Origin of the sequence: Blautia coccoides (assembly GCF_034355335.1) — a bacterium.
Lineage (GTDB): Bacteria > Bacillota > Clostridia > Lachnospirales > Lachnospiraceae > Blautia > Blautia producta.
The window spans coordinates 2,953,559-2,978,708 of record NZ_CP136422.1 but is presented as its reverse complement, the minus strand read 5'-3'; the positions used below and the strand labels follow the sequence as shown (position 1 = coordinate 2,978,708).

The following is a 25,150-nucleotide window of genomic DNA, read 5'->3' as shown; positions in this document are numbered from 1 at the left end:
CTCAATTCTGATGGATATGGTAATATCCTTTTCCATTCTGTTTCACATAATAGAGCGCCTCATCCGCATTGGAAATCATTTCCTCCAGTTTCATTCCCGGCTGGTAAATGGACACACCGATACTGCACTGTACCGGAATGTTCTGGCCGCCGTACCGCCCTACCACACCGTCATATTTCTTTTCATATTCCCTGAGAATATATCCTACACTTTTTAAAGCGATATCCCCGCCGTCATACCCGCAACTGTCGTTGATGTATTTCAGATTATCCATATCCACAAAAAGCAGTGCCTTAACCTTTTCCGGATCTGCTTTTTTTAGGTGGGCTTCCGCTTTATTGAGAAATACGGTCCGGGTGACTACGCCAGTCAAGCCATCAGAGAGGCCATCGCTGGTCAGGCGCAGGATTTCCTGAAAATCTACACTTTCAGGGCGCTCACTCTGATAGACTCGTTTTTCCAGTTCTCCCATGGACTGCACCAGGGTATCCACAACCACCATCTGTTTCGCCATGTATTTTCTAATAAATACCATCAGGCCGATACATGCCAGCATGGTCATACTGGCCACAATGCACAAAAATGGAAACACCTGGGAAAAAGCAGTTTCAAATCTGACCGTACACAGGATATCCCAGTTGGTATTGTCTACACGCCGATAAGCAGTATAGCAAAGACTTCCGTCTTGAATGCTCCAGTAAGTACCGGGCTGAGCGGCAAGCATCAGTTCCTCCAGCCGGTCTGAAGTGACACCAAATAGTGTGTCATCCCTCAGTGCCTCCATCACTGAGTCGCCGTAAGTCAATCCTGCAGTGGAGGACATGATCTGCCCCTTGGAGCCGATCAGGGTGGCATCCGCACGCAGGCTGCCCACTGACTCCTTCAGGATCTGCACAGCCTCATCAAAGTAAATAGCGCAGAAAAGAGCGCCTGTGATATTCTCCTGCTGGTCTTTTAGGGGAACAGCCACCGTATAATTCAAAGTTGTGCCGTCTGCACCTGCGGCAAAACTATCCGTGACCTGTCTCTGACCAGTGGCAAAAAGCTGCTGCATATAGTCGCGGCTTGCAAGACTGGCCGGCTCGGCACCGTCCGAATAAACTATAATATTTTTATCCACATAGCATATCATCATGTATCCAAAGTATGGACTAAGCCGATCCAGCCTTTTTACCTTATCAATTGGCGGAATCTCCGGGTCATAGTAGTCCGGTAAACTTGCCAGAGATTCCAGGAGATTTATGGCTCCGGTGACCCGTTGTGAGATCTGCGCCTGACTGCTGTTCAGAGAAGCCTTGGCGTCCGATCTCATCCGGCTTACCGAGAGCAGCGCTCCTCCAAGCAAAATGAACGCTGTGACAAACGCACAAAACACCAGGCTGTATCGGATGATGGGGGAGAATGATACCTCCCATTGGCTGCCTTTTTTCTCTTTTTTATTTCGTTTCATATTGCTTACCGACTTTCCTTTCAAATTGTTGATGGCTTCTGTAAATCGCACTTGGAACCTAATCCATGTTATTATAATACAAACTGCCTGCGTTTTAACATGAATGACAATATTTCCATGTATAAAAAGAAGCCGGAGGCATAAACCCCTGGCTTCTCTATTTCCTGTTATTTTATTTTGAAAGTGTTTGACGGTATTTTCAGTGAACCGCTGTTACTGGATCAGCATGGCATCCCCAAAGGAAAAGAACCGATATCTCTCCCTCACTGCCTCCTCATACGCCTTCATAATATTCTCTTTCCCCGCCAAAGCCGAGACAAGCATCAGCAGTGTAGATTCCGGCAGATGAAAATTCGTGATCAGTCCGTCAATGATCTTAAACTGATATCCCGGATAGATAAAGATCTCTGTCCATCCACTTTTCGCCTGAAGGTTTCCATCCTCGTCCGCAGCGGATTCCAGGGTACGGCAGCTTGTAGTCCCCACAGAGATGATCCTGCCGCCGTTCTTTTTGGTGTCATTGATCAGTTTTGCCTGGTCTTCCTCCACCACATAGAACTCAGAATGCATATGATGCTTCTCCACGTCATCTACCTTGACCGGGCGGAAGGTTCCAAGCCCCACATGCAGCGTAACATGGGCGATATTGACACCCATTTGACGTATCTCCTCCAACAGCTCCTCCGTAAAATGCAGACCTGCCGTAGGCGCCGCGGCACTGCCTTCATTCTTCGCGTAAACGGTCTGGTATCTGTTCTTGTCTTCCAGTTTGTGGGTGATATACGGAGGCAGAGGCATTTCGCCCAGTTTATCCAGGATCTCCTCAAATATCCCTTCATAATGGAATCTGATCAGGCGGTTTCCCTCTTCCACCACATCAATGACCTCACCTGTGAGAAGTCCGTCCCCGAAGCTGATGACCGTTCCCGGTTTTGCCTTTTTTCCCGGCTTTACCAGTGTCTCCCACACATTGTCACCTTTTCTTTTCAGAAGCAGTATCTCAATCCCTGCATCTGTTCCCACCTTACTTCCGTACAGGCGGGCCGGAATGACCTTCGTGTCATTGATGACAAGGCAGTCCCCCGGGTTCAGATATCTAGTGATATGTTTAAAATCAGTATGTTGGATTTCTCCTGTTTCCCGGTCCAGATGCAGCAGCCTGGAAGCGGAACGGTCGGCAAGGGGGTCCTGCGCGATCAGTTCTTCCGGCAAATCGTAATAAAAATCTGATGTCTTCATTTTTTCTCCTTTATTTCTGCCAACAGCAGACGAACCGGACATGTCCGCCGGCAGCTTTTAAGTAAACGGCTTTCTCAGCCAAATACTACATCCTCTTCCAAAAGTTCTGCCCTTCCATCTGCAACTTCCACAATATTCACACCGCAGTTTGGCGGCACACAGCCGTGCCAGAAATTTTGAATCGCCGCGTCGGAGTAAACATTCTGCAGAAGTGCCCGCACAGCACAGCCGTGGGATGCAATGAGCAGGGTTTTATCCTGCAGCTTTTCCCTGCATATAAGCTCCTGGAAAAAATCCTTTGTCCTTGTGCAGATTTCCCTGATACTCTCCCCGCCTTTCGGAGGTTCGTAGACCTCTGTATGATGGAAAAAGTTGTCCAGCATATGGGCAGGCAAAAGGGCGGAATCCCGCCCTTCCCATTCGCCGAAGGAAATCTCCCTGAGACGTTCATCGTCATATATAGAGATATCTCTTCCTGCCAGTATCAGTTCTGCAGTCATTTTCGCCCGTTTTAACGGGCTGGTAAAGCAGAGATCAAAAGGGATTTCTTTTAATGCTTCCCCGGTCCGCTTTGCCAGAGTAATACCGTTTTCATTCAGATCCGTATCCGAGGCCCCCTGAAGCCTTCTCTGGACATTCCAGGAGGTTTCCCCATGACGGATAATATAAAGCTTCATAATACCTGCTCTCCCAAAATTTCTGCAAACCGCGTACTTTTTATTTACGCAGCTCTATACCAAGGCTTTCCAGCCCGTTTAAGATTTTCTTCATAGCAGCTGTGATCTCATTTTCCTCCAGTGTCTTGTCCTTTGCCCGGAAGGTGATGGAGTATGCCAGGGACTTGAACCCGTCTTTGATCTGGCTTCCCTCATAGATATCGAAAAGATTATAGCTCTCCAGGATCTTGCCGCCGCGCTGTACAAGAACGCGCTCTATCTCTCCTGCCAGTACATCTTTCGACACTACCATACTGATGTCACGGCTCACTGCGGGGAATTTTGCGATCCCTTCGTATTTTCTATCAAAGGTAGCGAACTCCAGGATGGCCGGAATCTCCAGCACAGCCACATAAGCTCTCTCACCAATGCCGTAAGTGTCTGCCACAGCCGGGTGTACCTCTCCCAGATAACCGATCACGGTTCCCTTGTATATAATATCAGCCTGGCGTCCGGGATGCAGGAAAGGTTTGCCTGATTTCGGATCATACTCCTCTTTCTCATGCATTCCGATCTTATCCAGGAACTCCTCAACAACGCCTTTCATGACAAAGAAATCACCGGCACCGTACATGCCCAGAGTAAACATCATTCTCTCCTCCGGCAGATCCTTCAGCGGCAGTTCTTTCGGCAGATATACATTGCCCAGCTCATAGAGACGGACATCTTTATTTCTTCTCTTGTAGTTGGTTCCAAGAGACTGCAACATACCGTTTAGGGGAGTTGTCCTCATAATGCTGAAATCCTCACCCAAAGGATTGGAAATAGTGATCACCCTTCGCAGTTCATCCTCTGCCGGGATCAGCAGCTTGTCAAATACTTTGGGGCTTTCAAAGGAATAGCAGTATCCCTGTGAAAATCCGTTGCATTCCGCCATATCTCTTGCCGCCTGCTCAATGCGCAGCTTAAACGGCAGCTTTCCTGTGGTAGCCTCTCCCTTAGGAAGAGTTGTAGGAATATTGTCATATCCGTAGAAACGTGCCACTTCCTCTGCAATATCCGCAGTACGGAAAATATCTGCGCGGAAGGTAGGTGCTACGATCTCATTTGTCTTCTCATCATATGCCAACTCTACTTTTGCGAGATAAGAGAGCATTTCCTCTTTGGAGAGTTCTGTACCCAGCAAATCGTTTATCTTCTCCGGCTCAAAAGCTACACGAACCGGCTCTTTCACTTTTGAATACACATCAACCATTCCGCCTACGACTTCACCGCAGCCGAATTCTTCGATGAGCTGGCAGGCTCTGTCAATGGCTGCCTGGGCATTGTTGGGATCAAGTCCCTTCTCGAACTTGCCGGAGGCATCGGTTCTGAGTCCTACTTTCTTGCTGGAGAGACGGATATTTACACCGTCAAAGCAAGCGGCCTCGAATAACACCGTGCTCACGGTATCTGTGATCATGGAATTCTCTCCTCCCATGATACCTGCAAGTCCTACAGGCTTTTTACCATCGCAGATCATCAGCACAGAATCATCCAGATCACGTTCCTGTCCATCCAGTGTCACAAATTTTTCTCCTTTTGAGGCACGGCGCACAATGATCTCCTGTCCTTCGATGGTGTCCATATCATAGGCGTGCATGGGCTGTCCGTATTCTTCCATCACATAGTTGGTGATGTCCACCAGGTTGTTGATAGGACGGATGCCGTTGGCAGCCAAACAGCGCTGCATCCATTTGGGTGAAGGTCCGATTTTTACATTTTTTACAACCCTTGCACAGTAGCGCGGGCAGAGGTCTGTATCCTCCACGGTCACCTTGACGTAATCATGGGCATCCTCCTGATTTCCCTTTACCTCCACTGTAGGGGGGATAAACTTCTTATTGAAGGTTGCCGCAGCTTCCCTTGCAATACCGATCACACTGTAACAGTCCACACGGTTTGAGGTGATCTCATATTCAAATACCACGTCATCCAGTCCAAGTGCATGGATGGCACTCTCACCAACCACTGCGTCCTCCGGGAATATATAAATGCCGTATTCCGGAGCTTCCGGGTAAAACTCCCTGGTGGAACCCAGTTCCTCAATGGAGCACATCATGCCGCAGGATTCAATGCCGCGCAGCTTGCCTTTTTTGATGCTGACACCTCCCGGTGTCTTTTTGCCGTCGTGACCGCCTGCAACACGGCCTCCGTCCAGAACCACCGGAATTTTGTCTCCCTCTTTTACATTGGGCGCGCCGGTCACGATCTGAACTGTCTCGGTCCCCACATTGACCTGGCAGATGATCAGCTTATCAGCGTCCGGATGGCGTTCAATCTTCTCAATCTGTCCGATAACGATTTTTTCCAAATCCGCATCCAGCTCCTCAAAGCCTTCCACTTTCGTTCCGGATAAAGTCATTGCATCTGTATATTCCTGTGCCGTGACGTCCAGATCCGGCACATACATTTTAATCCATGATAAAGATGTATTCATTGTTGTTCTCCTCTATAATTAATATTCTGCCTCAGGATTTCCCGACGAGTCATTTCTCTTTGATCAGAACTGTTTCAGGAATCTGGTGTCGTTTTCGTACAGAAGTCTCATATCATCAATCTCATATTTCAGCAAAGCGATACGCTCCAGTCCCACACCAAAGGCAAAGCCTGTATATTCCTCGGGATCAATGCCGCACATTTCAAGAACATGGGGATGTACCATACCACAGCCCAGGATCTCGATCCAGCCGGAACCTTTACAGAAACGGCAGCCCTTGCCGCCGCATTTGAAGCAGGAAACATCCACCTCTGCGCTTGGCTCTGTGAACGGGAAGTGATGGGGACGGAATTTTGTCTTTGTCTCCGGTCCGAACAGCTCTTTCGCGAACTCTTCCAGAGTTCCTTTTAAGTCGGCAAATGTAATATGTTTATCAATGACAAGGCCTTCGATCTGGTGGAAAGAAGGAGAATGGGTGGCATCCACCTCATCAGAACGGAACACGCGTCCCGGTGCGATCATACGGATCGGCAGTTTGCCCTGTTCCATGGTACGGGCCTGTACCGGGGAAGTCTGGGAACGCAGACAGATCTTATCGTCAATGAAGAAAGTATCCTGTTCATCTCTGGCAGGATGTCCCTCCGGGATATTCAGTTTTGTGAAGTTGTAATCCATGTACTCCACTTCCGGGCCTTCCACAACCTCATAACCCATACCGATGAAGATACGCTCCACTTCCTCCAGTGCTATGGTGTTGGGATGTCTGTGGCCGATTTCCATTTTTTTTGCAGGAAGTGTAACGTCGATCACTTCTGTTTTCAGTTTTTCCTCCATAAGGGCAGCTTCCAGCTTTCCTTTTGTATCTTCCAGATACTTTTCGATCTGGGCACGGGTTTCATTTACCCACTGACCAACCTTTGGTCTGTCCTCAGCGGCTACCTCTTTCATGCCCTTTAAAACTGCTGTCAGTTCTCCTTTTTTTCCAAGAAAAGCAACACGTACATCATTTAATTTGTCCAGGGAATCCGACTCCTGGATGCGCTTTGCCGCTTCTTCCTGAATTCGCTGTAATTTTTCTTTCATGGCTATCTCCTTATACTTTTATTTCCGGTAACTGTTCATTACCCTCACAGTTACTGTTTTTGACAATAAAAAAAGACCTCACCCCAAAAGGGACGAAGCCTGTTAAGTCCGCGGTACCACCCTTGTTCCCATCTGTAAAAATACAGAGGGCACTCGTATCTGTTTAACGCACAGTGACGTCATTTCCTACTGCTGTTTCAGAAATGCAGCTCCGGTGGGAATCTCAACGGTTATCTGAACTGAGAGGAGCTTGCAGCCGGTGACTCCTCATCTCTGGCAGAAGATAAACATCTACTGACACCTTCATAGCTTTTTCATGTATTGTCTGTAACCCATTTTAGCCATTAATTCGCATTCTGTCAAGAAGGTTTGTCAGCTTTTATTTCTTTTTCTTCCGATTTTTTTGAAAAATCTCCCATATCCTCCTCATCTTCATCGTCTTCCTCATCGTCTCTCCCGATGAGCTGCTGATATTCTCTCTTGAGGGTTTCGGTTGCCACCTGGTGTACCCATTTGAATTTCTCCTCAAAATAGCAGTTGATCTGTGCGCCTATCATCATGATATTCATACAGAAGTACATCCACAGGAGAATCAATATAATGGTGGTCATGCTTCCGTACATATTGGACGCTCCCTCATAATAGTCAAAGTAGAGAGAAAATCCAAAAGAAAAAGCAGACCAGCTCACCGCTGTAAACACAGCACCGGGCATCTGGCTTCTGAAGGTTGCTTTCCTGTTGGGCACAAATTTATATAGAAACAGGAACACCACACACAGGGCCAGCAAAGTGATGGTCACTCTCATACTGATGATCATGGACACCAGCTTATCGAGAAACGGCAGGCGCTTGCTCAGTTCCCTCTGCAGGCTGTTGCCGAATACCTGAAGGATCAGAGTCAGTACAATGGCAATGACAAAGACAAAGGTGTAAAATACAGACCGGATCCTTGTCACAATGTAATTCCTGGTCTCTTTTACCTGATAAATACAGTTAAAGCCATTGGTCAGTGACTGGATTCCCTTTCCTGCCGACCACAGAGCAATAAAACCGGAAAGCGGCACAACCGTCAGGGATTTCTCATACACTTCATTGACAATTCCCTGGATAAAGGTCTCAAAGCTCTCAGGACAGATCTGCATCACTGCATTGATCACTTCCTGCCTGTTAAGGGGGGTATACCGCACGGAAGTCATGAGAAGGAGCATAAATGGGATAAAAGAAAGTATGATGAAATAGGCAGCCTGTGCAGAATAGGCTGACACGTGATTCTTATTCATTTTTTCCATAAATCCGGTGACTGTGTTCACCATACTTTTTATAATTTTCATTTTATCTGTACCCGCATGTAATTTACGCATTATTTTCCCATTATAGCATGTGCCCCTTCGGATGACAAGTGTCCCGCGAGGTGTTGCCTTGCAAATGCAATGCAGTCCCAAGGCAGCCACGCACCATATGGACAGTAACGGCTAATCCGCTATATCAGCCAGCTCTACATCCTTATAAAAATAGGCAAGTATCTCCTGGTAACTCATCCCCGCTTCTGCCATTCCTTTTGCACCATTCTGGCTCAGACCCACGCCGTGGCCGTAACCGCCGCCGCTTATCACATAGCCTGTGAGGACATTATTTTCATCCCGCTGTTCTTCCAGTGTAAAATAAGCGCTTGGAAGAAGCGTTGACCCTTTCACCACGGAACCATCCTGTCTCGTTATGGAAAGTCCGTCCGGAGACAACAAGGCACGTATATCGTACTCATTACTGATATTGTAAACTCCTTGGTCTGTATCAAGAGTCAGATTCATGACAGCACCGCTGTCACTTGTCTTTGACGCGTCAATATCATGGATTTCCTGTACCCCCGCATATTTAGCCTGTATGGCTGTCAGCATACGTTCCGCCGAAAAAGCAATACTCCACTGATGCCATGGTTCCTGCGCGTCATAACTGCAGTCCACACTTTTCAGATAAGAAGCCGGAGCTGAAACCTCCCACACTTCATCTGTACTGGTCTTTCCGCTGGAAGTAGAAAAGTAGTATGCGGTGATAGGCTGGCCTCCGCTCTCCAGGATTTCTCCTTTTGTCTCATCCACAGCATCATTGGCCTGGGCAGCCTCTCCGCCGTTTTGATAGACCTGATAGGCCACACTGTCATCCACATCCGCACCGAGATCAGACAAGGCACTCTTCTGCATCTGTACACAGGCGTACGTTCTGGCACAGACGGCCTGGGCTTTCAGAGCTTCTATATGGTAAGACGCAGGCATTTCACTGGGTACCACACCGTACAGATACGCTTCCAGAGGCAGTGTATTTACGATACGCAGACCTCCCGCCTCCTGATAGACAGTAAAATTGCCCCTATAAGCAGGATTGCCCTGCTGCCTTTCCACTGACAGCAGGGTCGCCCTGTTTTCCGCTCCACTTGCCTGAAGTTCCAGCTTTCCATCCCCAAAAAGGGGACTGTCTGCAGTCAGCTCCAATGTCTCGCCGTCTGCATAGTCCATCTCCTGGCTGCCCAGAAGATGATAACTTCCATGAAACTGTAACTTTACGCTCTGGTGTGTATATCCTTTATATCCGTCTGTCATAAGAAGTACCGAAATCTCAGGCTCCTGCACTTTTGCTGCTGCCGCTTCACTCTCTGTATCCTCGGCGCCTTTGCTGCTGTCCTGAGCTGTATCATCAGCTGTATCATCAGCTTGGGCCTCTGTATCCCCAGAAGCTTCCGCACTCTTTTGTCCTTTTTCCTCTGTGTCATCGGTGGAGGAAGCCGGCAATGTCACGCCGGCACTGGCCCGCTCATTTTCTTTTATCATATTCTCCTGCAGGCTCTGTGTCCGGTAAACTTCCTGTCTTCTCACTCCAGCCCTGTTCGCCTGCCATACGATCAGGATACCGATCACGGCAAGCAGTATGATCAGCATTTTCCATTTTAGTTTTTGTTTCCAGTCCATATATTAATATATGAAAGAAGAAAAGATTTCATACCCTGGAGAGCGTTTTCCATGCATATTTTAAATTAACCCAGATACAGTTCCCGATAATAATCCAGTTCTTCCCCGATGATCTCATCCAGAACCTTCATACCCAAAAGCTCCACAGGAGCCTTATCATCTGTCAGGATCCTGTCTTTCCCTTCATAATCGGAAATTTCTGCTGAAACTGTCTCCATCATGCTCTTCAACTCCCCCTTTGGAAGTTTTTCCGTATTTTTCTCAAGCATTGCGGGAAGCCCTGCTTCATTGGAGGCAAAAACCTCCATATTGGTACCACCGTCCACCGGTACAGTGTACACATATTTGAACACGGAGGCTATGGTATCACAGAGATAATCATTGATGGAATCCTCAGAACTGGATTTCATATTCATGTTGACCACCATCACTCCGTTATCCTTTAAATGGTTTTTAACCTGACTGAAAAATTCCACGGAAGACATCTGAAAGGGTATGGTGATATCCTGATAGGCATCCACCATGATCACGTCATAAGAATCCTCAGAGGCTGTCAAATAGGCTCTTCCGTCCTCCACTGCCACCTCCACACTCTCGGGCAGCCCGAAATAGTCTGTGGCAATATCAGCAATCTTTTTATCAATCTCTGCCCCCTGGATTTTTGTTCCCGGGAAATACCGGTCACAGTAGTCGGCAAAGGTACCGCTTCCAAGGCCCAGTATCATCACCTGGTTGTCCTCTTTCGTGTTAATACCAGCCATGACCGGAGCTGCCAGCGCATAGTCATAATACATTCCAGTCAGCTCCTGGTTCTTTGTCTTTATGGACTGCACGCCGAAAAGCACGTTGGTGGACAGGATGGTCTGTTCCTCACTGTCTTTGACCTGCAGATAATTATAGATGGATTCGTCTTCCAGTGTCACATCCTTTTCCCAGAAGGCAAAGCTGAAACCGGGTGTCAGCAGGGCCAAAATGAGAAGTACCGCTGCTGTTCCGATGCAAAGCCCTCTTTTTCTCTTGACTGTCACAAAATAAACCACTGCTATTGCTGCCAGAACCGCTGAAAATATCAGGAAGGTAGCCGCTGTTCCAACTGCCGGAATGGTGACAAATGTTGGAAGAAAAGTGCCGATAATACTACCAATGGTATTTAATGCCCCCAATTCTCCCACCGTTTTTCCGTTGTCATCCAGATTGCTCACAGAAAATTTCACAAGGGACGGTGTCACAGTTCCCAACAGTACACAGGGAAACGCAAAAATTGCCAGACAGGTAAAAAGCGCTGCCCACACAAGAAAATTTGACTTGATAAAAATTGCCAAAAGAAGGGAGATTCCCGCGATCAGATATCTGCCCACAAAGGGTATCAGCGCGATCCACACTGCCGCGATCAAAAGCCTGCGGTAGAGCCTGTCCGGATCATGACGCTTATCTGCAGAGCGCCCGCCCCATACATTTCCCATAGCCATGGCGATCATGATCACACCGATGATCACGGTCCATACAATCTGGGAGGAACTGAAATAAGGCGCCATCAGCCTGCTGGCTCCCAGCTCCACAGCCATCACCGACATACCGGAAAAAAACTCAGTTACATACAAAAAATATTTGTTTTTTAATAATCTGGACTCCATTTTTGCCTCCTGTTGTCTCTTGATTTACCCCACCTTCTTATGCGGCAAAAAAACAGACTGCCCCAAGGCCGTCCGCGCCGCGATCCGGCGCCGGCGTACCTGCCCAAGGCAGCCCTTTTCTTTTATGCCTATGCTTCTGTCATAAACTGATAAATTGTGGTAGTATCGTATTCCTCTCCGGCTTTCAGAACAGAGGACTGGAAGTTTGCCTCATTGCAGGCATTGGGATAATACTGTGTCTCCATACAGAAACCGGCACGCTTTGTATAGACACTGCCGCCCTTTCCATTCTCATTATTGATGAAATTGCCGATATAAAACTGCATTCCCGGAAGATCTGTAAATACCTTCATGGTAATGCCTGTCTCATGGCTGTGAACTGACGCAGCCTCTTTTACATCACCCTTTTCTCTGGAGAGTGCGTAATTGTGGTCATAGCCGCCTCCGAAAACAAGTTGTTCATAGCTGTCCTCCACATCCTGTCCTATCTTCTTTGGAGAAGTAAAGTCCATAGGAGTGCCCTCTACTTTTAAAATTTCCCCTGTTGGGATAGCTTCTGAGTCTGATACCGGCGTAAACTCCGGTGCATGGATCTGAACTACATGGTTCAGCATGCTCTCTGCCCCCGCATTATGGCCTGCCAGATTGAAATAGGAATGGTTGGTCATATTCACAACGGTGTCAGCGTCTGCGCTGCCGGTGTAATGCATTACAAGTTCATTGTCCTGTGTGAGCTTATACGTCACATATCCTGTAAAGTTTCCCGGGAATCCCTGGTCACCGTCCGGGCTGAAGATACGGAAGGTAATACTGTTTTCCTGTTCCTCCACTCTCTCCACATCCCATACACGGATGCGGTAGAAGTCCGGGCCGCTATGTAAATTATTTTTGTTATCATTCTGAGCCAGCACATACTCTTTGCCGTTTATGGTGAATTTAGCTCCGCCGATACGGTTTCCGTTTCTACCGATAGGAGAACCAAAATGAGGTTTATTCTCGTAGTATCCCTCTACATTATCATAACCGAGAACCACATCTGTCAGATTCTTATCCTTATCCGGAACCATCACACGGACCAGTATGGCACCGAAATCTGTCACAGAAACAGACATCCCATTTTCATTACTCAGTTCATACAAAAATACATCTTTTCCTTCAGGGCTTTTTCCAAAGCTTTTTTTTGTCACTCCCATGTCTTCATCTCCTGTTTTCATGTTTTACTGTGTTCCTATTGTTGTAAACAAAAAGAGTCTGATTTTTCAGACTCTCGCACCAAATGCGGCGTTCCTGCTGCAAATGTCCACTATTCAATCATATATACAGCCTGACTGCTGTTATATTTATAATCCCAGGATGCCGTTTCCTACTTTCTGACTCCTAGCCTAAGCCAGGTGGGCAACCGCAACTGTTCTTCTGCCTTCCGCTGCGCAATGACGGCCTGACATCTGAACAGAAATATAGGAATCCCGTTTAAAGAAATGTAGGTTCAAAAACTGTAGGAGCATCGCACACCCCAGGATTACTTCGTATCTTTATTATACTCTAGTATATGAACTTTTTCAACAAAAATGCACACACTTAATAAATTTTTTCTTCAATATAAATATTACAGATAGAACGCACTTCTTCCATATCTGCCTTTGTCTTTGCATTCCCATATGGGATGCGGTCTATGTTCCGGTTCATGTAATCCTGTTCTTTAATGTACAGGAAACTGGAACGGAAGTTGAGATCAAAGATAAACGCCAGATAAGAAATCCACATATCCATATGCGTGGTCCTGTCCCCGCGCCGGATGCACCGGTGCTCTCTCACTGCATTCAGGATATTTTCCGAGACAGGTTCAAGACCTACCTCTTCTGCCGAAATTCCAAAGATGGCTTCCGTATTCTCTGTATCTTTTACTCTGAAATTATCCAGTTTATCCGCGTCCCTGATGATCTTGCAGTGAAAAAGCTCTCTTCCCTCAATTTCTTTTGGTATCTCATAGAGGGAATGACAGGCGATGGCTGTCCTGATAATACTGTCATACCTGTCTTCTTCTATAAAGCTTCTGATCATACCCTCTTCAAAAAGGACTTTCACACCAAATTGGGCATGGTCAAACAGATCATCGTCATAGCTGTGGAAGGTTTTCAACTGCTCAAATCTTCCGATGTCATGAAGCAGTGCAATGAGAAGCGCCAGTTCATGATCTTCCCCGGAAATGTTCTCCTGTCTGCAGATAAGGTCCGCCGCGTCCAGGACACAGAACGTATGGACTTCCTTCAGCAGGATCTTGTCATCGCTTCTGTCGTAGTTGCTGAGATATTGCCGGAAACTCTCTTTTGCATATTCCAAATCAATCATATTCTCATCTCCGCTGTCCTAGTAGGCCATAAAGTGTGTAAGAAAACCCATTCCGGCAAAATGTAACACATAGCTTGCCGAAAACAATTCAAATGCTCTCCAAGTAAAGAAAACGGACCGTCTATACTGACGGTCCGCAAGATTTCTATAAAATGTCTGAATTATTTCAGCTCATCAACAACTTTCTGGATTGCCTCTAAAGCATCAGCAGGAAGTTTGTCATATCCATCTTTCTTGGTCTCGAATGCTTTGATCTCATTTACGCGGTCATTCATACGAGCTTTGAGCTGATCAACGTAGTCAGCATCATTCATATCCGGAACGAATCCTTCCCAATCGAAGATTTCGATATCGGAGAACGGTCCCCAAGGTTTGAACTCTGCTTTTTTCTCTACGATTGCTTCCAGGATACCTAAAGTATCTTTCGGCTGAACTTTCTTGCCCATGAAATCGCCTGTGTTGATGATGTAGCAGTCTACATTTTTCTCTTCAACCAGTTTTTTGAATTTCTCGTAGTCATCAGCTAACGGATATGTTCTGAACGGGTTAGCGTAAGGAACAACAACCAGCTTATTCGGGTCAACACCTGGTGCCAGACGCTCTGCTGTAGAACGTTTTGTAGCCAGAGTAGCGCCCATTACGGATGCTAAGGAAGCACCTTTTAATTTAACTACTGGCGGAATGGTCGGGTCTTTCATGATCCAGAAGATAGCGTTAACCGGCTCGTCGATCTTATCAACACGGTTCGGTGCCCACAGTTTGGATTTGATTGCACGTCCGTTACCATTTCTGATATCTTCTGTTACAAGCTGGATGTTTCCATCCTCATCTAATGTAGCAGAGTTATTCATGGATGTCAGGAGGAATTTGTTGTCATCACATCCTGCCGGATAATCCTGTGTTTTATCGAAGTATGTAGGCTCTAATGCTACGGAAGCACAAGTATCTGTGTTGATGATGAAAGCGTCATCATGCAGAACTTTGATTTCGTATTTGCCATTGTGTTTTGCGTGTGTGATGGTGGATTTACCTGATCCTGACAGACCGTATACAGATGCAACGTATTTGGAACCATCAGCCAGTGTGTATTCTTTCTGTCCGCCGTGGCATGCTGCATAGCCGTTTCTGTTGGCAATTGCCCAAGCCATAGTCAGAGTACCTTTTTTGTGCTCACCGAAGTATCTCATACCAAGGATACAAGCACAGTTCTGGTCTGTGTTGAAGTAGCACAGAGTCTGCGGATCGCTTAAGCAGCTGTAGTCAACACCCGGAGTGCTTGCCGGTGACCACTGAGGATCTGAGAAGATGTAAACATCTGCCTCTTTTCCTTCGCCTACAGGCTGAGAATTTTTATACATTTTAACATAGTCATCAGACATATACTGGAAGTTCAGCATCCAGGAGTACATGATGTTCTCTTCACCTTCCGGAATCAGCAGGTGAGCTTTTACCATGAATTCAGGATCCAGTCCTACATATACCTCTGCGTGGTACATGGTTTTCCAGCGAGCTTCATAAATAGCATCCATAGCCACTTTGTCAAGAGCTGCGCAGTCAACACCTGGTTCTCCGGCAATGCGGCGTGCAGCTGCGTAACGTCCTGTGATAGCACCATCGTTAAATAATAAAACTTTAGCATCTCTCTCAAGACCAAACTCTTCGCCTCTATAAACAGGCATATCTGTAACGACTGTTCCAGGTGAGTTTTTCGCTAATTCATATGCCTCTTTTAATGTGTTAACCTTAACAACATTGTTGCCATAGAACGCTGCTTCAATAATGGAACGAGTTTTGCTGAAGCCAGTTTTGCCTGCTCCAATCTCGTTGATTGGGTAATATGCTTTTGTTGACATATGGTTTCCTCCTTAATCTTATCTCAAAGTCAATTCATTATCTCATGTTAGTTTTTAAAAGTCAATACTTTAACAATGTATTTTCTTGACGTTTTTTTTACATTTAATAGAATTTTTATATTTTCAAATTCCAAGAACATTTTTTACCGCTGCCGGCATATCCGGAACATCCACAACTGTATCGTGCAGAACAGGTGCTGTACGGATTTCCTCGATGGCATTGGGCACCTTCACATTTGCAATTTTGGACAATTCATCCACCAGCTCGAAATCACCCATGGAATCGTATTTGCTGTCAATGGCATCCATAACACTTCTTGTGAATTTAAAGGGGCTGGCTGTAGATGCAATAACTGTTTTGGTACTGTCTTTTGTGTCTTTCACGTATTTTTCATAGACACAAGCCGCTACGGCTGTGTGGGTATCAATGACATAGCCGGTATTCTGATAAAGAGCTTTTATAGCATCGGCAGTCTCCTTCTCTGTGGCAAAATTGCCGTAGAAATCTGCGAGCTGGCTGCGCATTTCCTCTGTTATCTGATAGATTCCACCCTTGGAAAGCTGCTCCATCATCTCACGGTTTTTGTCTGCATTTTCCCCTACAATGCGGTAAATAAGCCTTTCCAGGTTGCTGGATATAAGGATATCCATAGATGGGGAAGAGGTCAGGATGAAATCACGGTTCCTGTCATAGCTTCCCGTGGAGAAAAAGTCAAAGAGAACTTTGTTCTCATTGGAGGCGCAGATCAGTTTATCAATGGGCAGACCCATATTTTTTGCATAATAGGCTGCCAGGATGTTTCCGAAGTTGCCGGTGGGCACAGTTACGTTAATTTTTTCACCATCTTTTATCTCACCATTCTTGAAAAGATTCACATAGGCGTAAACATAGTACACTATCTGAGGCACCAGACGGCCGATATTGATGGAGTTGGCAGAGGAGAACTGGAAGCCTGCCTTGTCAAGCTCCTCCTCCATTGCCTTGTCATTGAACATTTTTTTCACTGCGGTCTGGGCATCATCAAAATTGCCCGTGATACCCACTACATATGTATTATTTCCCTTCTGTGTCACCATCTGTTTTTCCTGGATGGGGCTGACACCGTTCTTGGGATAAAAGACAATGATCCTTGTACCCGGCACGTCTGCAAAACCGGCCATGGCTGCTTTTCCTGTATCGCCTGATGTGGCGGTGAGGATGACGATTTCATTTTTCACATGGTTTTTCTTTGCGGAGGTGGTCAGAAGATGAGGCAGAATAGAAAGCGCCATATCTTTAAACGCAATGGTTGCTCCGTGGAACAGCTCCAGATAATACGCGCCTCCTGCTTTTACCAAAGGTGCGATCTCCTGGGTATCAAATTTTGAATCATAAGCTTTGGCGATACATGCCTTTAACTCTTCCTCTGTAAAATCTGTCAGAAAACGGCTCATGACCTCATACGCGATTTCCTGATAAGACATCTCTGCCAGTCTGTCCATGGAAATGTCCAGTTTGGGAATCGCTGTGGGCACAAACAATCCTCCGTCTTTTGAAAGCCCTTTTAAAATTGCTTCAGATGCCTTTACGCATTCCCCTGTTCCTCTTGTGCTTTTGTACAAAATCTCCATCTTTCTATGTCCTTTCTTCTTTACGGATACGTGAAAAAGTCATGTACCCCATATTGGAATAAAAATTTTAAATCCTCTTTAAACCATTTAATATTATGCTGTTCAGCATAAGCCTCTTCCATGAAGAACAGCGCGCCCTGGGAGTAATCCTCCCCGTCAATGGCCCGGTTGACTGCCTCTCTGGTCCCCTCTGAAACGGTAACCGTATCGATTCTGCCGTCAACGGTAGGTGAAAACTGGGGACTTCCGTCCGAATTCTCCCACACTACATCGTGAATGCTGTTGGGGAAATCAGGGCTTTTCACCCGGTTGAAGATCACGTTAGCCACCAAAATGCGGCCCTTGATATCTTCACCTCCGGCCTCCGCCTCCACAATTTTCAGAAGCGTCTCATAATCCTGATCCGTCATCCTTAGAAGACTCTCAGAAGCGCCGATGGAGTGATTCTCCAGTTCAGCCACACTGCTGGCTGTCTCCTCGCTAAAATCGAAACGTGATTCCTGCACCTTTTTTCCTGTTCTCTGTCCTACCAGCACTGCCTCACAGGAGGTGCCAAGCCGATGTACTTCGCTCTGGGTATCCTGACTTATCAGTACGCCTGAAATAATTGCGTCCAAGCCGTACAGTTGTTCCTCCTCCGGCTCATCTTTCTCTTTCGGCGGATCTTTGTCGTCACTCACAGATGCATATACATTATTTTTTCCGCCAGCATGAAGCCCGTGAAAGGTAAATGCCACGGCAGCGATCACCACTGCCCCTGTCACAACCAACGCACAGGTCCTCCGGCTCTTTTTAGATATCTTCCGGATCAAGAATAAAAATCCGGCCGCAATCGTACGAATAATGTCCATACCTTTTTCCTTTGCCTGTTTTCTTAAATCGAATAGACATCAGTTATAACACATAGTTCAATTTCTGATGTCATGAATTATATGGATTATAAAATATTTGGGCAATGGAAGTCAATAAGCCGGGGCCTCTTTTAGCTAATCTTCACAATATTATCTTGTTTAAAGAAAGATATTTTATCTAATTTTTTGTGCTTTTTTCCTCTATTTCACTAAAATCAATAATTATCGGCTCTCACTTTTATTCTATCTGCTCATGACACCCGGACATGGACCATACGATCGGAACCATTGGACAGCTTTGGACCATGAAGTACAGCAAGTCTTCTTATTCTGTCATATATATCTGAGACGCTATTTCATCTAAAGTAAAGCATTCATCTTCTGCACCCGGTAAATGGGCATTTTCCTGTATTTCAGTATTATTCCAGTAATCAGTAAATGCTGCCGCCTGCATAAAATGATCACCTTCAATCTCTACATACTCCCCCTCAGGTCCATTCAGTCTTGCATATGTACCATCTGTATTGTAATAGTTAGACTTCTGTAGAAAATAGATACTTTTCTGGCCGATTTCCAGCATGATATCATTTTTCTCTTTTTGCTGTATGTAAATATGCTTTTGCTCTTCAGCGCTGTACTGTTTATATTTCTGGCGCCAATCTTTCTTTTCCTCCCTGAAATACAGAGAATCTATATAATCCTTTACCGATACATATCCCTGGTCTTTTACTAATTTCATTATTTTCCCTTCTTTAAGATCCCCTTTGAAGGAGCGCAGGACTTTAATATCCGCTTTTGTATGGCACATGCCAAACCAGTCGATATAATAGCGCAGCTTTGTTGTTTCACCATAAATAATCTCTTCGCTGTCGCCGGCCAGTGCCCCAATATCAGGATAAGAATACATATATTCATAGAACATTTCATTGTCAAAGGATACAACCGTATCTTCCGTAATTTCATCTGCATTTATCTTTACCCTTCTGATGCTGCCGCAGCCTGTAAGACATATGGAACAAGTTATCAGTAGGAATATCCATTTTCTTATCTTTCTCACCCCTTTTTACAACATCTGCTGTATCTCAGTATATTTATAAGCAAACAGGGCTGAAGGAATACTCTGTGATATTCATTCAGCCCTGTTACTTCTCATCTACCTATTGCTCTTTAGCTATTATTACTCTTTAGTTATTATTACTTTTTAATTATTACTTTTTAATTGTTATATTTTATCTTATCTGTTATTAATGGCTGTCACCAGTGCGTCAATGGATGCCCGTATGATATCGGAATCAACGCCTGCTCCCCAAGCCAGGCTGCCATCCGGTTTGCGGATTCCCACATAGGCAATGGCTTTTGAACTGGAACTCTGCTCTAAAGCGTGTTCCTGGTAAGTCACCAGGTCATACTGGAAACCGTATTCCTTTTTCAGCGCATTGCTGACCGCATTAAGACGTCCGTTTCCTGCTGCCTCTGTCGTCACTTCACGCCCGTTAAAGCTGGACGTCACCTGTGTGGTGATTCCGCCATCCTTCTGCTGGAAATGAACACTTTGGATCACAAGCGGGGAGGTAACATTCTCAAATGTCTTTTTAAACAGCTCGAAAATCTGTTCAGGCAGCAATTCTTTCTGTGTATGGTCTGAGACAGCTTTTGCTGTATATCCCATAGCCTCCCGCATCTTTGCCGGCAGATTTAAACCATATTTCGTTTCCAGAATATATCCGACACCGCCTTTTCCTGACTGGCTGTTAATACGGATAACATCGGCATCATAATTTCTACCCACATCTTTCGGATCAATGGGCAGATAAGGAACCGTCCAGTGTTCCGGTTTCTTTTCATCCAGCCAGTGCATGCCTTTTGCGATGGCATCCTGATGGGATCCGGAGAAGGCCGCAAATACCAGCGCGCCACAGTATGGACTTCTCTCACCGATCTTCATGCCGGTGAACTCCTCGTATTTCTCACAGATAGCGCCCATATTAGTGAAATCCAGATTCGGCTCAACACCCTGTGAATACATGTTCAGTGCCAAAGTGATAATATCTACATTACCGGTTCTCTCACCATTTCCAAAAAGTGTTCCCTCAATACGGTCTGCCCCTGCCAGAAGCCCCATCTCAGAATCTGCAACACCACATCCTCTGTCGTTATGGGGATGAAGGGATACGATAACATTTTCTCTGTATTTTAAGTTTTCACAGATATATTCCACCTGGCTCGCATATACATGAGGCATGGAATGTTCTACGGTTACAGGAAGGTTGATGATCGGCTTTCTGTCTGCTTCAGGCTGCCAGATGTCAAGCACTGCATTACATACCTCAAGTGCATATTCCGGCTCTGTTCCTGTAAAGCTCTCCGGGCTGTACTCAAACCTGTAATTTTCTCCTGCTTCCTCTGTGAGCTGCTTTAACAGCTTTGCACCTTCCACTGCAATCTGCAGAATCTCTTCCCTTGACTTCTTAAACACCTGCTCACGCTGAGCAACAGATGTGGAATTGTATACATGGACGATTACATTCTTAGCCCCTTTTACTGCTTCAAATGTCTTTTTGATAATATGTTCTCTGGCCTGAGTCAGAACCTGAATGGTCACATCATCCGGGATCAAATCCTCCTCGATCAGCTTTCTGAGGAACGTATACTCTGTCTCTGAAGCTGCCGGGAATCCCACTTCTATCTCTTTAAATCCAATTTCCACCAGAAGTTTGAAAAACTCCACTTTCTGTTCCAGATTCATAGGGATAACAAGTGCCTGGTTGCCGTCACGCAGGTCAACGCTGCACCAAACGGGAGCTTTATCCACATACTCTTTTTCCGCCCACTTCATGCATTTTACCGGCGGCATGAAATACTGTCTCTTGTACTTACTGCAATTTTTCATTCTTTTTTCCTCCTGACTTTTTTGGATACCTATATCTAAGCTTTTATAACAGGTAGTCTGCACAGACCTTCGGGGATTTTGGAGCTTCCCAAACGGTACAAAAAAAGCCCTCCATCCTTATTACAATATGCTTGTAATAGAGACGAAAGACTACTGTCCTGCGCGGTACCACTCTACTTTATGAATATACTTCATACGCTTAATAAGATACAGATATGTACACCTTATATCTTTCCCTTCTGATAACGGCAGGGTTCCGTCTGCGTCTACTATTTCCTTAAGAAAGTTCGGGCAGCTGCTCCAAGGGCAGTTCCAGATTCTGCGTCTGCCGCTTCACACCAGCCAGCGGCTCTCTGAAATCCGATATGAATCTATACTAATCCTTATCTTTGCATTTATCCTATTGCAACAGTTAATTACTGTTGTGTTAAAGTTACGATACCATTCCTTACAGAAAATGTCAAGTGATAAACGTATGTATTTTCCAAAAACTCATTGAACTGACAGGTAAAACACCATGTTTCACACCCCTGCAAAAAGCAGTTCTGCAGACAGTGCCCGTTAAACTTCAATCCATTTGTAGTGGTACTGGCATTTTCTGATATTTTCGCATAAACATTTGACAATGACACCGTGTCCGTCTAAAATCGCCGTTCAAATCTTCTGTCTTTAACAAGTTCACTTCCTTTTTTCTGAGCATTTGCTATAATACTGGTATAGGTGTAAAAAATGTCACTCTCACAAAGGAGGTCTGTTTTATGCAGGAAATCTATGATTTTCTAAAGAAATGCGGAACTTATTATCTGGCAACCACAGAAGGCACTCAGCCCAGAGTTCGTCCTTTTGGAACTGTTGACATCTTTGAAGACAAACTCTACATCCAGACAGGAAAGGTCAAAAATGTTTCCAGGCAGATCCTTGCTAACCCTCAAATAGAAATCTGTGCATTTGACGGCGGACATTGGCTGCGGATCGAAGCCACTGCCGTGTTGGATGACAGAATAGAGGCACAGAAGCACATGCTGGACGGCTATCCTAACTTACAGTCCATGTATCAGCCCGGTGACGGAAATACCCAGGTGTTCTATCTGAAAAATGCCACTGCCACATTTGCGTCCTTTACGGATGAACCGAGAGTGATCCACTTCTGAAGTGATTCTCAATGATTTTACTTCACGTTAATTTGGAGGACTGTTAAAGTGAGAATCTGCAGTCCTCCGAACAGGAAACTGCCTATTTGCCGCCTATACTACCCATATATCGGTGCATTTACCCCCTGTATATCAGAGCAAAATGTACGTTTTTTCCCCTAAATATATTTTAAACAAAAAAAATTAAACTTTTTTTCTATTTTTTCTTGCATTTTCCAAAAATTCTGTTATAATTAATAATCGTTACGGGGTATGGCGTAGCTTGGTAGCGCGCACGGCTGGGGGCCGTGAGGTCGCAGGTTCAAATCCTGTTGCCCCGATTAGAATTAAGATGCTGGAAGCTTATGAAGAATAGGTTCCGGCATTTTTTGTATTTGTTAACTGATTCTCTTAAAGACAGTTAAAGATACTTTTTATCATTTAGTAAGATTTAAAACCCATCCATGAAACGAAAACACTCTACAATATAATAAATTAATATTTACCATCATAATAAATGCTCATTTGAAGTAAGAATCAAGAAATGATGACCTTCCCCCAAACGAGCCCTTCTTCTGATCATATATAAATCATAATCCGGTAACCAGACCATCAATACAATTTACGTAATAGGTTCTCCCATCTTCCATTTCATAGTACCAAACCGGTATATACTCTTCTTCACCATTATCTGCAAAAACCAACTCAATCTTATAGACGGATCTTGCCTCCTCACTATTTTCATCTAATCCCAATTCTTTATTTTCCTTGGTTATTGCATTTGCCAATAATATTTTTGATTGCTCAAAATCAACTATTTGAGCAGTTTTTGTATTTTCCGGCAAATCTATTTTTTTGTATTGATTCCATTCTATCCGTCCGTGCAGTACGCCGGAATCATCAAGCAATACACTGACGCCCTCATATTGTATTCTAACACCGTTATACTCGTTTGGGTATTCAATTCTGTATCCGATAACGGATTCCTCAGATTCATCCCCCAACTGTGTTTTACGCATATCCCCCACTATAGGCTTTATATTATCCAACAGACTTATATCAAACCCTATAAATGCTGTACCGATCCATTCATCCGCCTTTGCAACAGCCTGGTTTTCATTCATACTGACAGCTTTGTCTCCTATCTCACCATATGATATACTGGTCAGACCTTCGCTTTCTGTATAAATTCTACCTCCTACTTCTTTGTTTCCTTCATAATGTTTTAAGATTTTCTCCAGTGCATAGTCCGGAACAGTCTTTTCAGTCAGCTCTTCCATGTCTGATTTAAATATCAATTGTTGACCAGTCAATTCTACATCCGGCTTTTGCGGACTTTCTTTCTGAACTTTCTCTTCAGATACCTGCTTATCAAACGATTCCGGATTTACAGCACATCCTGCTAAAATGCCGCCCATTGCAAGAACCAGAACAGATTCCGCCATAGCTTTCCTCATTTTTTTACTTTTCAATATATCACCCCCTCATAATACTATCCTTTTCCAGTTAGAGCATCAGCTTTGCGCCCATGCCGCATATTGCTCTTTGGATATTGCTCAACATATTGTACCTCATTTAATAAAATTTTTCATTACTATTCATTCAGGATGTATTTATTGCTAAATCCCTTCTTCTCAATAATACCAATTAACCCTTTGGTATTTTTGATCGAATAACGCTTTCTCTGTGGAGGTGCATTTTTCCCAGCACAATTCCCACGGCAGTCCGCTTTATACATTTTATTTTACCAGCCTCCCGTCAAAAAAGCCACCGGATTTATTCACCGGCAGCTTTCATTTCTAAATATTCAGATTAAACAATATGTATCCGTGTATAGACTGATTTTACCTATTCTGGAGATTCGCGTAAAACTGCATCCCGTAGGAAAAGTGTTCCTCTAAAAAGGGTTCCACAAACTCAAATGTTCCGCCAATAGGGTAAATGACATAGCTTCCTCCCGGCGCCAGGGAATCAATCACTCTTCGGTATTCCTTTTTAACTGCTTCTGGTGAAACACCCGGCACATCCAGAACATTCATATTGTTAAAACCGCCGCAGAATGTAATCTTATCTCCATATTTTTTCTTTAGTTCTGCTGTATTTTTATTACATGCCTGAAAGGTATCAATGGCGTCACAGCCGATTTCCACCAAATCAGGTACTATTGGCTCAATAAAGCCACAGCTGTGATGCTGATAAAGCATTCCCGCATCATGACAGGCCTCTACCATTCTCGCCAGCTCCGGTTTGATCAGACTTCGCCACAGATCCGGAGACATGAACATACGGTCATTGCTGCCATAATCATCATGGGCATTCAGAATATCCATATCATAATATTTTCCTATTTTCTTAAAATATTCAATCTTCCAGTCCGCCATGGCGTGAAAATATTCTCTGCAGGAGTCAGGGTCTTCAATCAGTGCCATCAGCGCGTTTTCAAATCCCATGCACGCATGCATACGCTCGAACATGCCGTTTAAAACCATACACACTCTCGCTCTGTCATCATCATATATGGACTTTCCATCCGCTCTTGGATGCAGACCGTATCCCATAACAAACGCAAAAAAATCTGAATGTATATCAATATCCGCCTGTTTTTCCCAGTCTATGGCTTCCAGATCCGGAAACTTCATATTTTCTTTCCAGTCTGCAATATCTGTAAAGAGATACTTTCCCGGTGTGGTAATACAGGCATGGATATTGTCTTCATAGATCCATTCACATCCCCAGTAATCTTCCCCCCGTGAAAGCCCCGTATACCTCTCCATCTGCGGACAGGCCTGTATCAAAGCGATATCTGTAAAGAAGCAGGGAATATAAGCAGGTGTCTTGTGTTGATATGCCAAAAGGCAGTTCTCTCTGTTCGTCATAAATAAAACCTCCCATTTCAAAACCACTTACTGTTTTCTTCTTCATTATATGTATTTTTTGCAATACAATCTATGTATGATGTGCTAAA

At 44.9% G+C, this 25,150-nt stretch carries 18 protein-coding genes, 1 tRNA gene, 1 other RNA gene and 2 other annotated features; of the genes, 2 read left to right on the top strand and 18 right to left on the bottom strand.

The window, feature by feature from the left end; all coding sequences use genetic code 11:
* Position 1: 1 nt before the first annotated feature.
* The 16 genes from BLCOC_RS13235 to BLCOC_RS13160 form a co-directional block, all read right to left on the bottom strand.
* Entirely contained in the window at positions 2–1,450 is a 1,449-nt protein-coding gene (locus tag BLCOC_RS13235; RefSeq protein WP_115622442.1) for a sensor domain-containing diguanylate cyclase, read from the bottom strand.
* 213 nt (positions 1,451–1,663) lie between these two features.
* Positions 1,664–2,689: a tRNA preQ1(34) S-adenosylmethionine ribosyltransferase-isomerase QueA gene (gene queA / locus BLCOC_RS13230; protein WP_115622441.1), complete on the bottom strand. Its 1,026-nt coding sequence runs from the start codon at positions 2,687–2,689 to the stop codon at positions 1,664–1,666.
* Between the two features lie 74 nt (positions 2,690–2,763).
* Positions 2,764–3,366, bottom strand: a complete 603-nt coding sequence (locus BLCOC_RS13225) for a histidine phosphatase family protein (RefSeq protein ID WP_174717614.1) — start codon at positions 3,364–3,366, stop codon at positions 2,764–2,766.
* Between the two features lie 40 nt (positions 3,367–3,406).
* Positions 3,407–5,824: a phenylalanine--tRNA ligase subunit beta gene (gene pheT, locus BLCOC_RS13220; protein WP_115622439.1), complete on the bottom strand. Its 2,418-nt coding sequence runs from the start codon at positions 5,822–5,824 to the stop codon at positions 3,407–3,409.
* Between the two features lie 63 nt (positions 5,825–5,887).
* The gene (gene pheS, locus BLCOC_RS13215) at positions 5,888–6,907 is read right to left on the bottom strand and encodes a phenylalanine--tRNA ligase subunit alpha (RefSeq protein ID WP_018595864.1); all 1,020 of its coding nucleotides are present in this window, start codon (positions 6,905–6,907) and stop codon (positions 5,888–5,890) included.
* A gap of 85 nt (positions 6,908–6,992) precedes the next feature.
* Positions 6,993–7,223 (bottom strand) — a binding site (T-box leader).
* 43 nt (positions 7,224–7,266) lie between these two features.
* Complete coding sequence (locus tag BLCOC_RS13210; RefSeq protein WP_242998950.1) at positions 7,267–8,238, bottom strand: YihY/virulence factor BrkB family protein; 972 nt, start codon at positions 8,236–8,238, stop codon at positions 7,267–7,269.
* Between the two features lie 141 nt (positions 8,239–8,379).
* Positions 8,380–9,837 carry a SpoIID/LytB domain-containing protein gene (locus tag BLCOC_RS13205; protein WP_115622438.1) on the bottom strand — a complete coding sequence of 486 codons (1,458 nt, stop codon included), beginning with the start codon at positions 9,835–9,837 and terminating at the stop codon, positions 8,380–8,382.
* A 95-nt stretch (positions 9,838–9,932) separates the two neighbouring features.
* A complete protein-coding gene (locus BLCOC_RS13200; RefSeq protein WP_115622437.1) occupies positions 9,933–11,501 on the bottom strand; it encodes a spermidine synthase in 1,569 nt (522 codons plus the stop codon).
* Positions 11,502–11,629: 128 nt separating this feature from the next.
* On the bottom strand, positions 11,630–12,694 hold the full coding sequence (locus BLCOC_RS13195; RefSeq protein WP_018595860.1) for an aldose epimerase family protein: 1,065 nt from the start codon (positions 12,692–12,694) through the stop codon (positions 11,630–11,632).
* A gap of 148 nt (positions 12,695–12,842) precedes the next feature.
* Positions 12,843–13,024: non-coding RNA, 6S RNA (ssrS, locus tag BLCOC_RS13190), on the bottom strand.
* A gap of 55 nt (positions 13,025–13,079) precedes the next feature.
* On the bottom strand, positions 13,080–13,850 hold the full coding sequence (locus BLCOC_RS13185; RefSeq protein ID WP_115622436.1) for an HD domain-containing protein: 771 nt from the start codon (positions 13,848–13,850) through the stop codon (positions 13,080–13,082).
* Positions 13,851–14,011: 161 nt separating this feature from the next.
* Positions 14,012–15,703, bottom strand: a complete 1,692-nt coding sequence (locus tag BLCOC_RS13180; RefSeq protein WP_029469232.1) for a phosphoenolpyruvate carboxykinase (ATP) — start codon at positions 15,701–15,703, stop codon at positions 14,012–14,014.
* Between the two features lie 123 nt (positions 15,704–15,826).
* A complete protein-coding gene (thrC, locus tag BLCOC_RS13175; protein WP_115622435.1) occupies positions 15,827–17,314 on the bottom strand; it encodes a threonine synthase in 1,488 nt (495 codons plus the stop codon).
* Positions 17,315–17,334: 20 nt separating this feature from the next.
* The gene (locus BLCOC_RS13170; protein ID WP_018596712.1) at positions 17,335–18,165 is read right to left on the bottom strand and encodes a cell wall hydrolase; all 831 of its coding nucleotides are present in this window, start codon (positions 18,163–18,165) and stop codon (positions 17,335–17,337) included.
* A 325-nt stretch (positions 18,166–18,490) separates the two neighbouring features.
* The gene (locus tag BLCOC_RS13165) at positions 18,491–19,222 is read right to left on the bottom strand and encodes a hypothetical protein (RefSeq protein WP_115622434.1); all 732 of its coding nucleotides are present in this window, start codon (positions 19,220–19,222) and stop codon (positions 18,491–18,493) included.
* A gap of 177 nt (positions 19,223–19,399) precedes the next feature.
* Positions 19,400–21,055, bottom strand: a complete 1,656-nt coding sequence (locus BLCOC_RS13160; RefSeq protein WP_029469234.1) for a 2-isopropylmalate synthase — start codon at positions 21,053–21,055, stop codon at positions 19,400–19,402.
* A 135-nt stretch (positions 21,056–21,190) separates the two neighbouring features.
* Positions 21,191–21,454, bottom strand: a binding site (T-box leader).
* Between the two features lie 359 nt (positions 21,455–21,813).
* On the opposite strand from BLCOC_RS13160, the gene BLCOC_RS13155 reads away from it, so the two are divergent.
* A complete protein-coding gene (locus tag BLCOC_RS13155) occupies positions 21,814–22,206 on the top strand; it encodes a pyridoxamine 5'-phosphate oxidase family protein (protein ID WP_029469235.1) in 393 nt (130 codons plus the stop codon).
* A 246-nt stretch (positions 22,207–22,452) separates the two neighbouring features.
* Positions 22,453–22,526 (top strand) — tRNA-Pro (locus tag BLCOC_RS13150).
* A 249-nt stretch (positions 22,527–22,775) separates the two neighbouring features.
* Here BLCOC_RS13150 and BLCOC_RS13145 read toward each other — a convergent pair.
* Positions 22,776–23,657 carry a hypothetical protein gene (locus BLCOC_RS13145; protein ID WP_115622433.1) on the bottom strand — a complete coding sequence of 294 codons (882 nt, stop codon included), beginning with the start codon at positions 23,655–23,657 and terminating at the stop codon, positions 22,776–22,778.
* Positions 23,658–24,029: 372 nt separating this feature from the next.
* Positions 24,030–25,061, bottom strand: coding sequence for a uroporphyrinogen decarboxylase family protein (locus BLCOC_RS13140; protein WP_115622432.1), 1,032 nt, complete (start codon positions 25,059–25,061; stop codon positions 24,030–24,032).
* Positions 25,062–25,150: the final 89 nt, after the last annotated feature.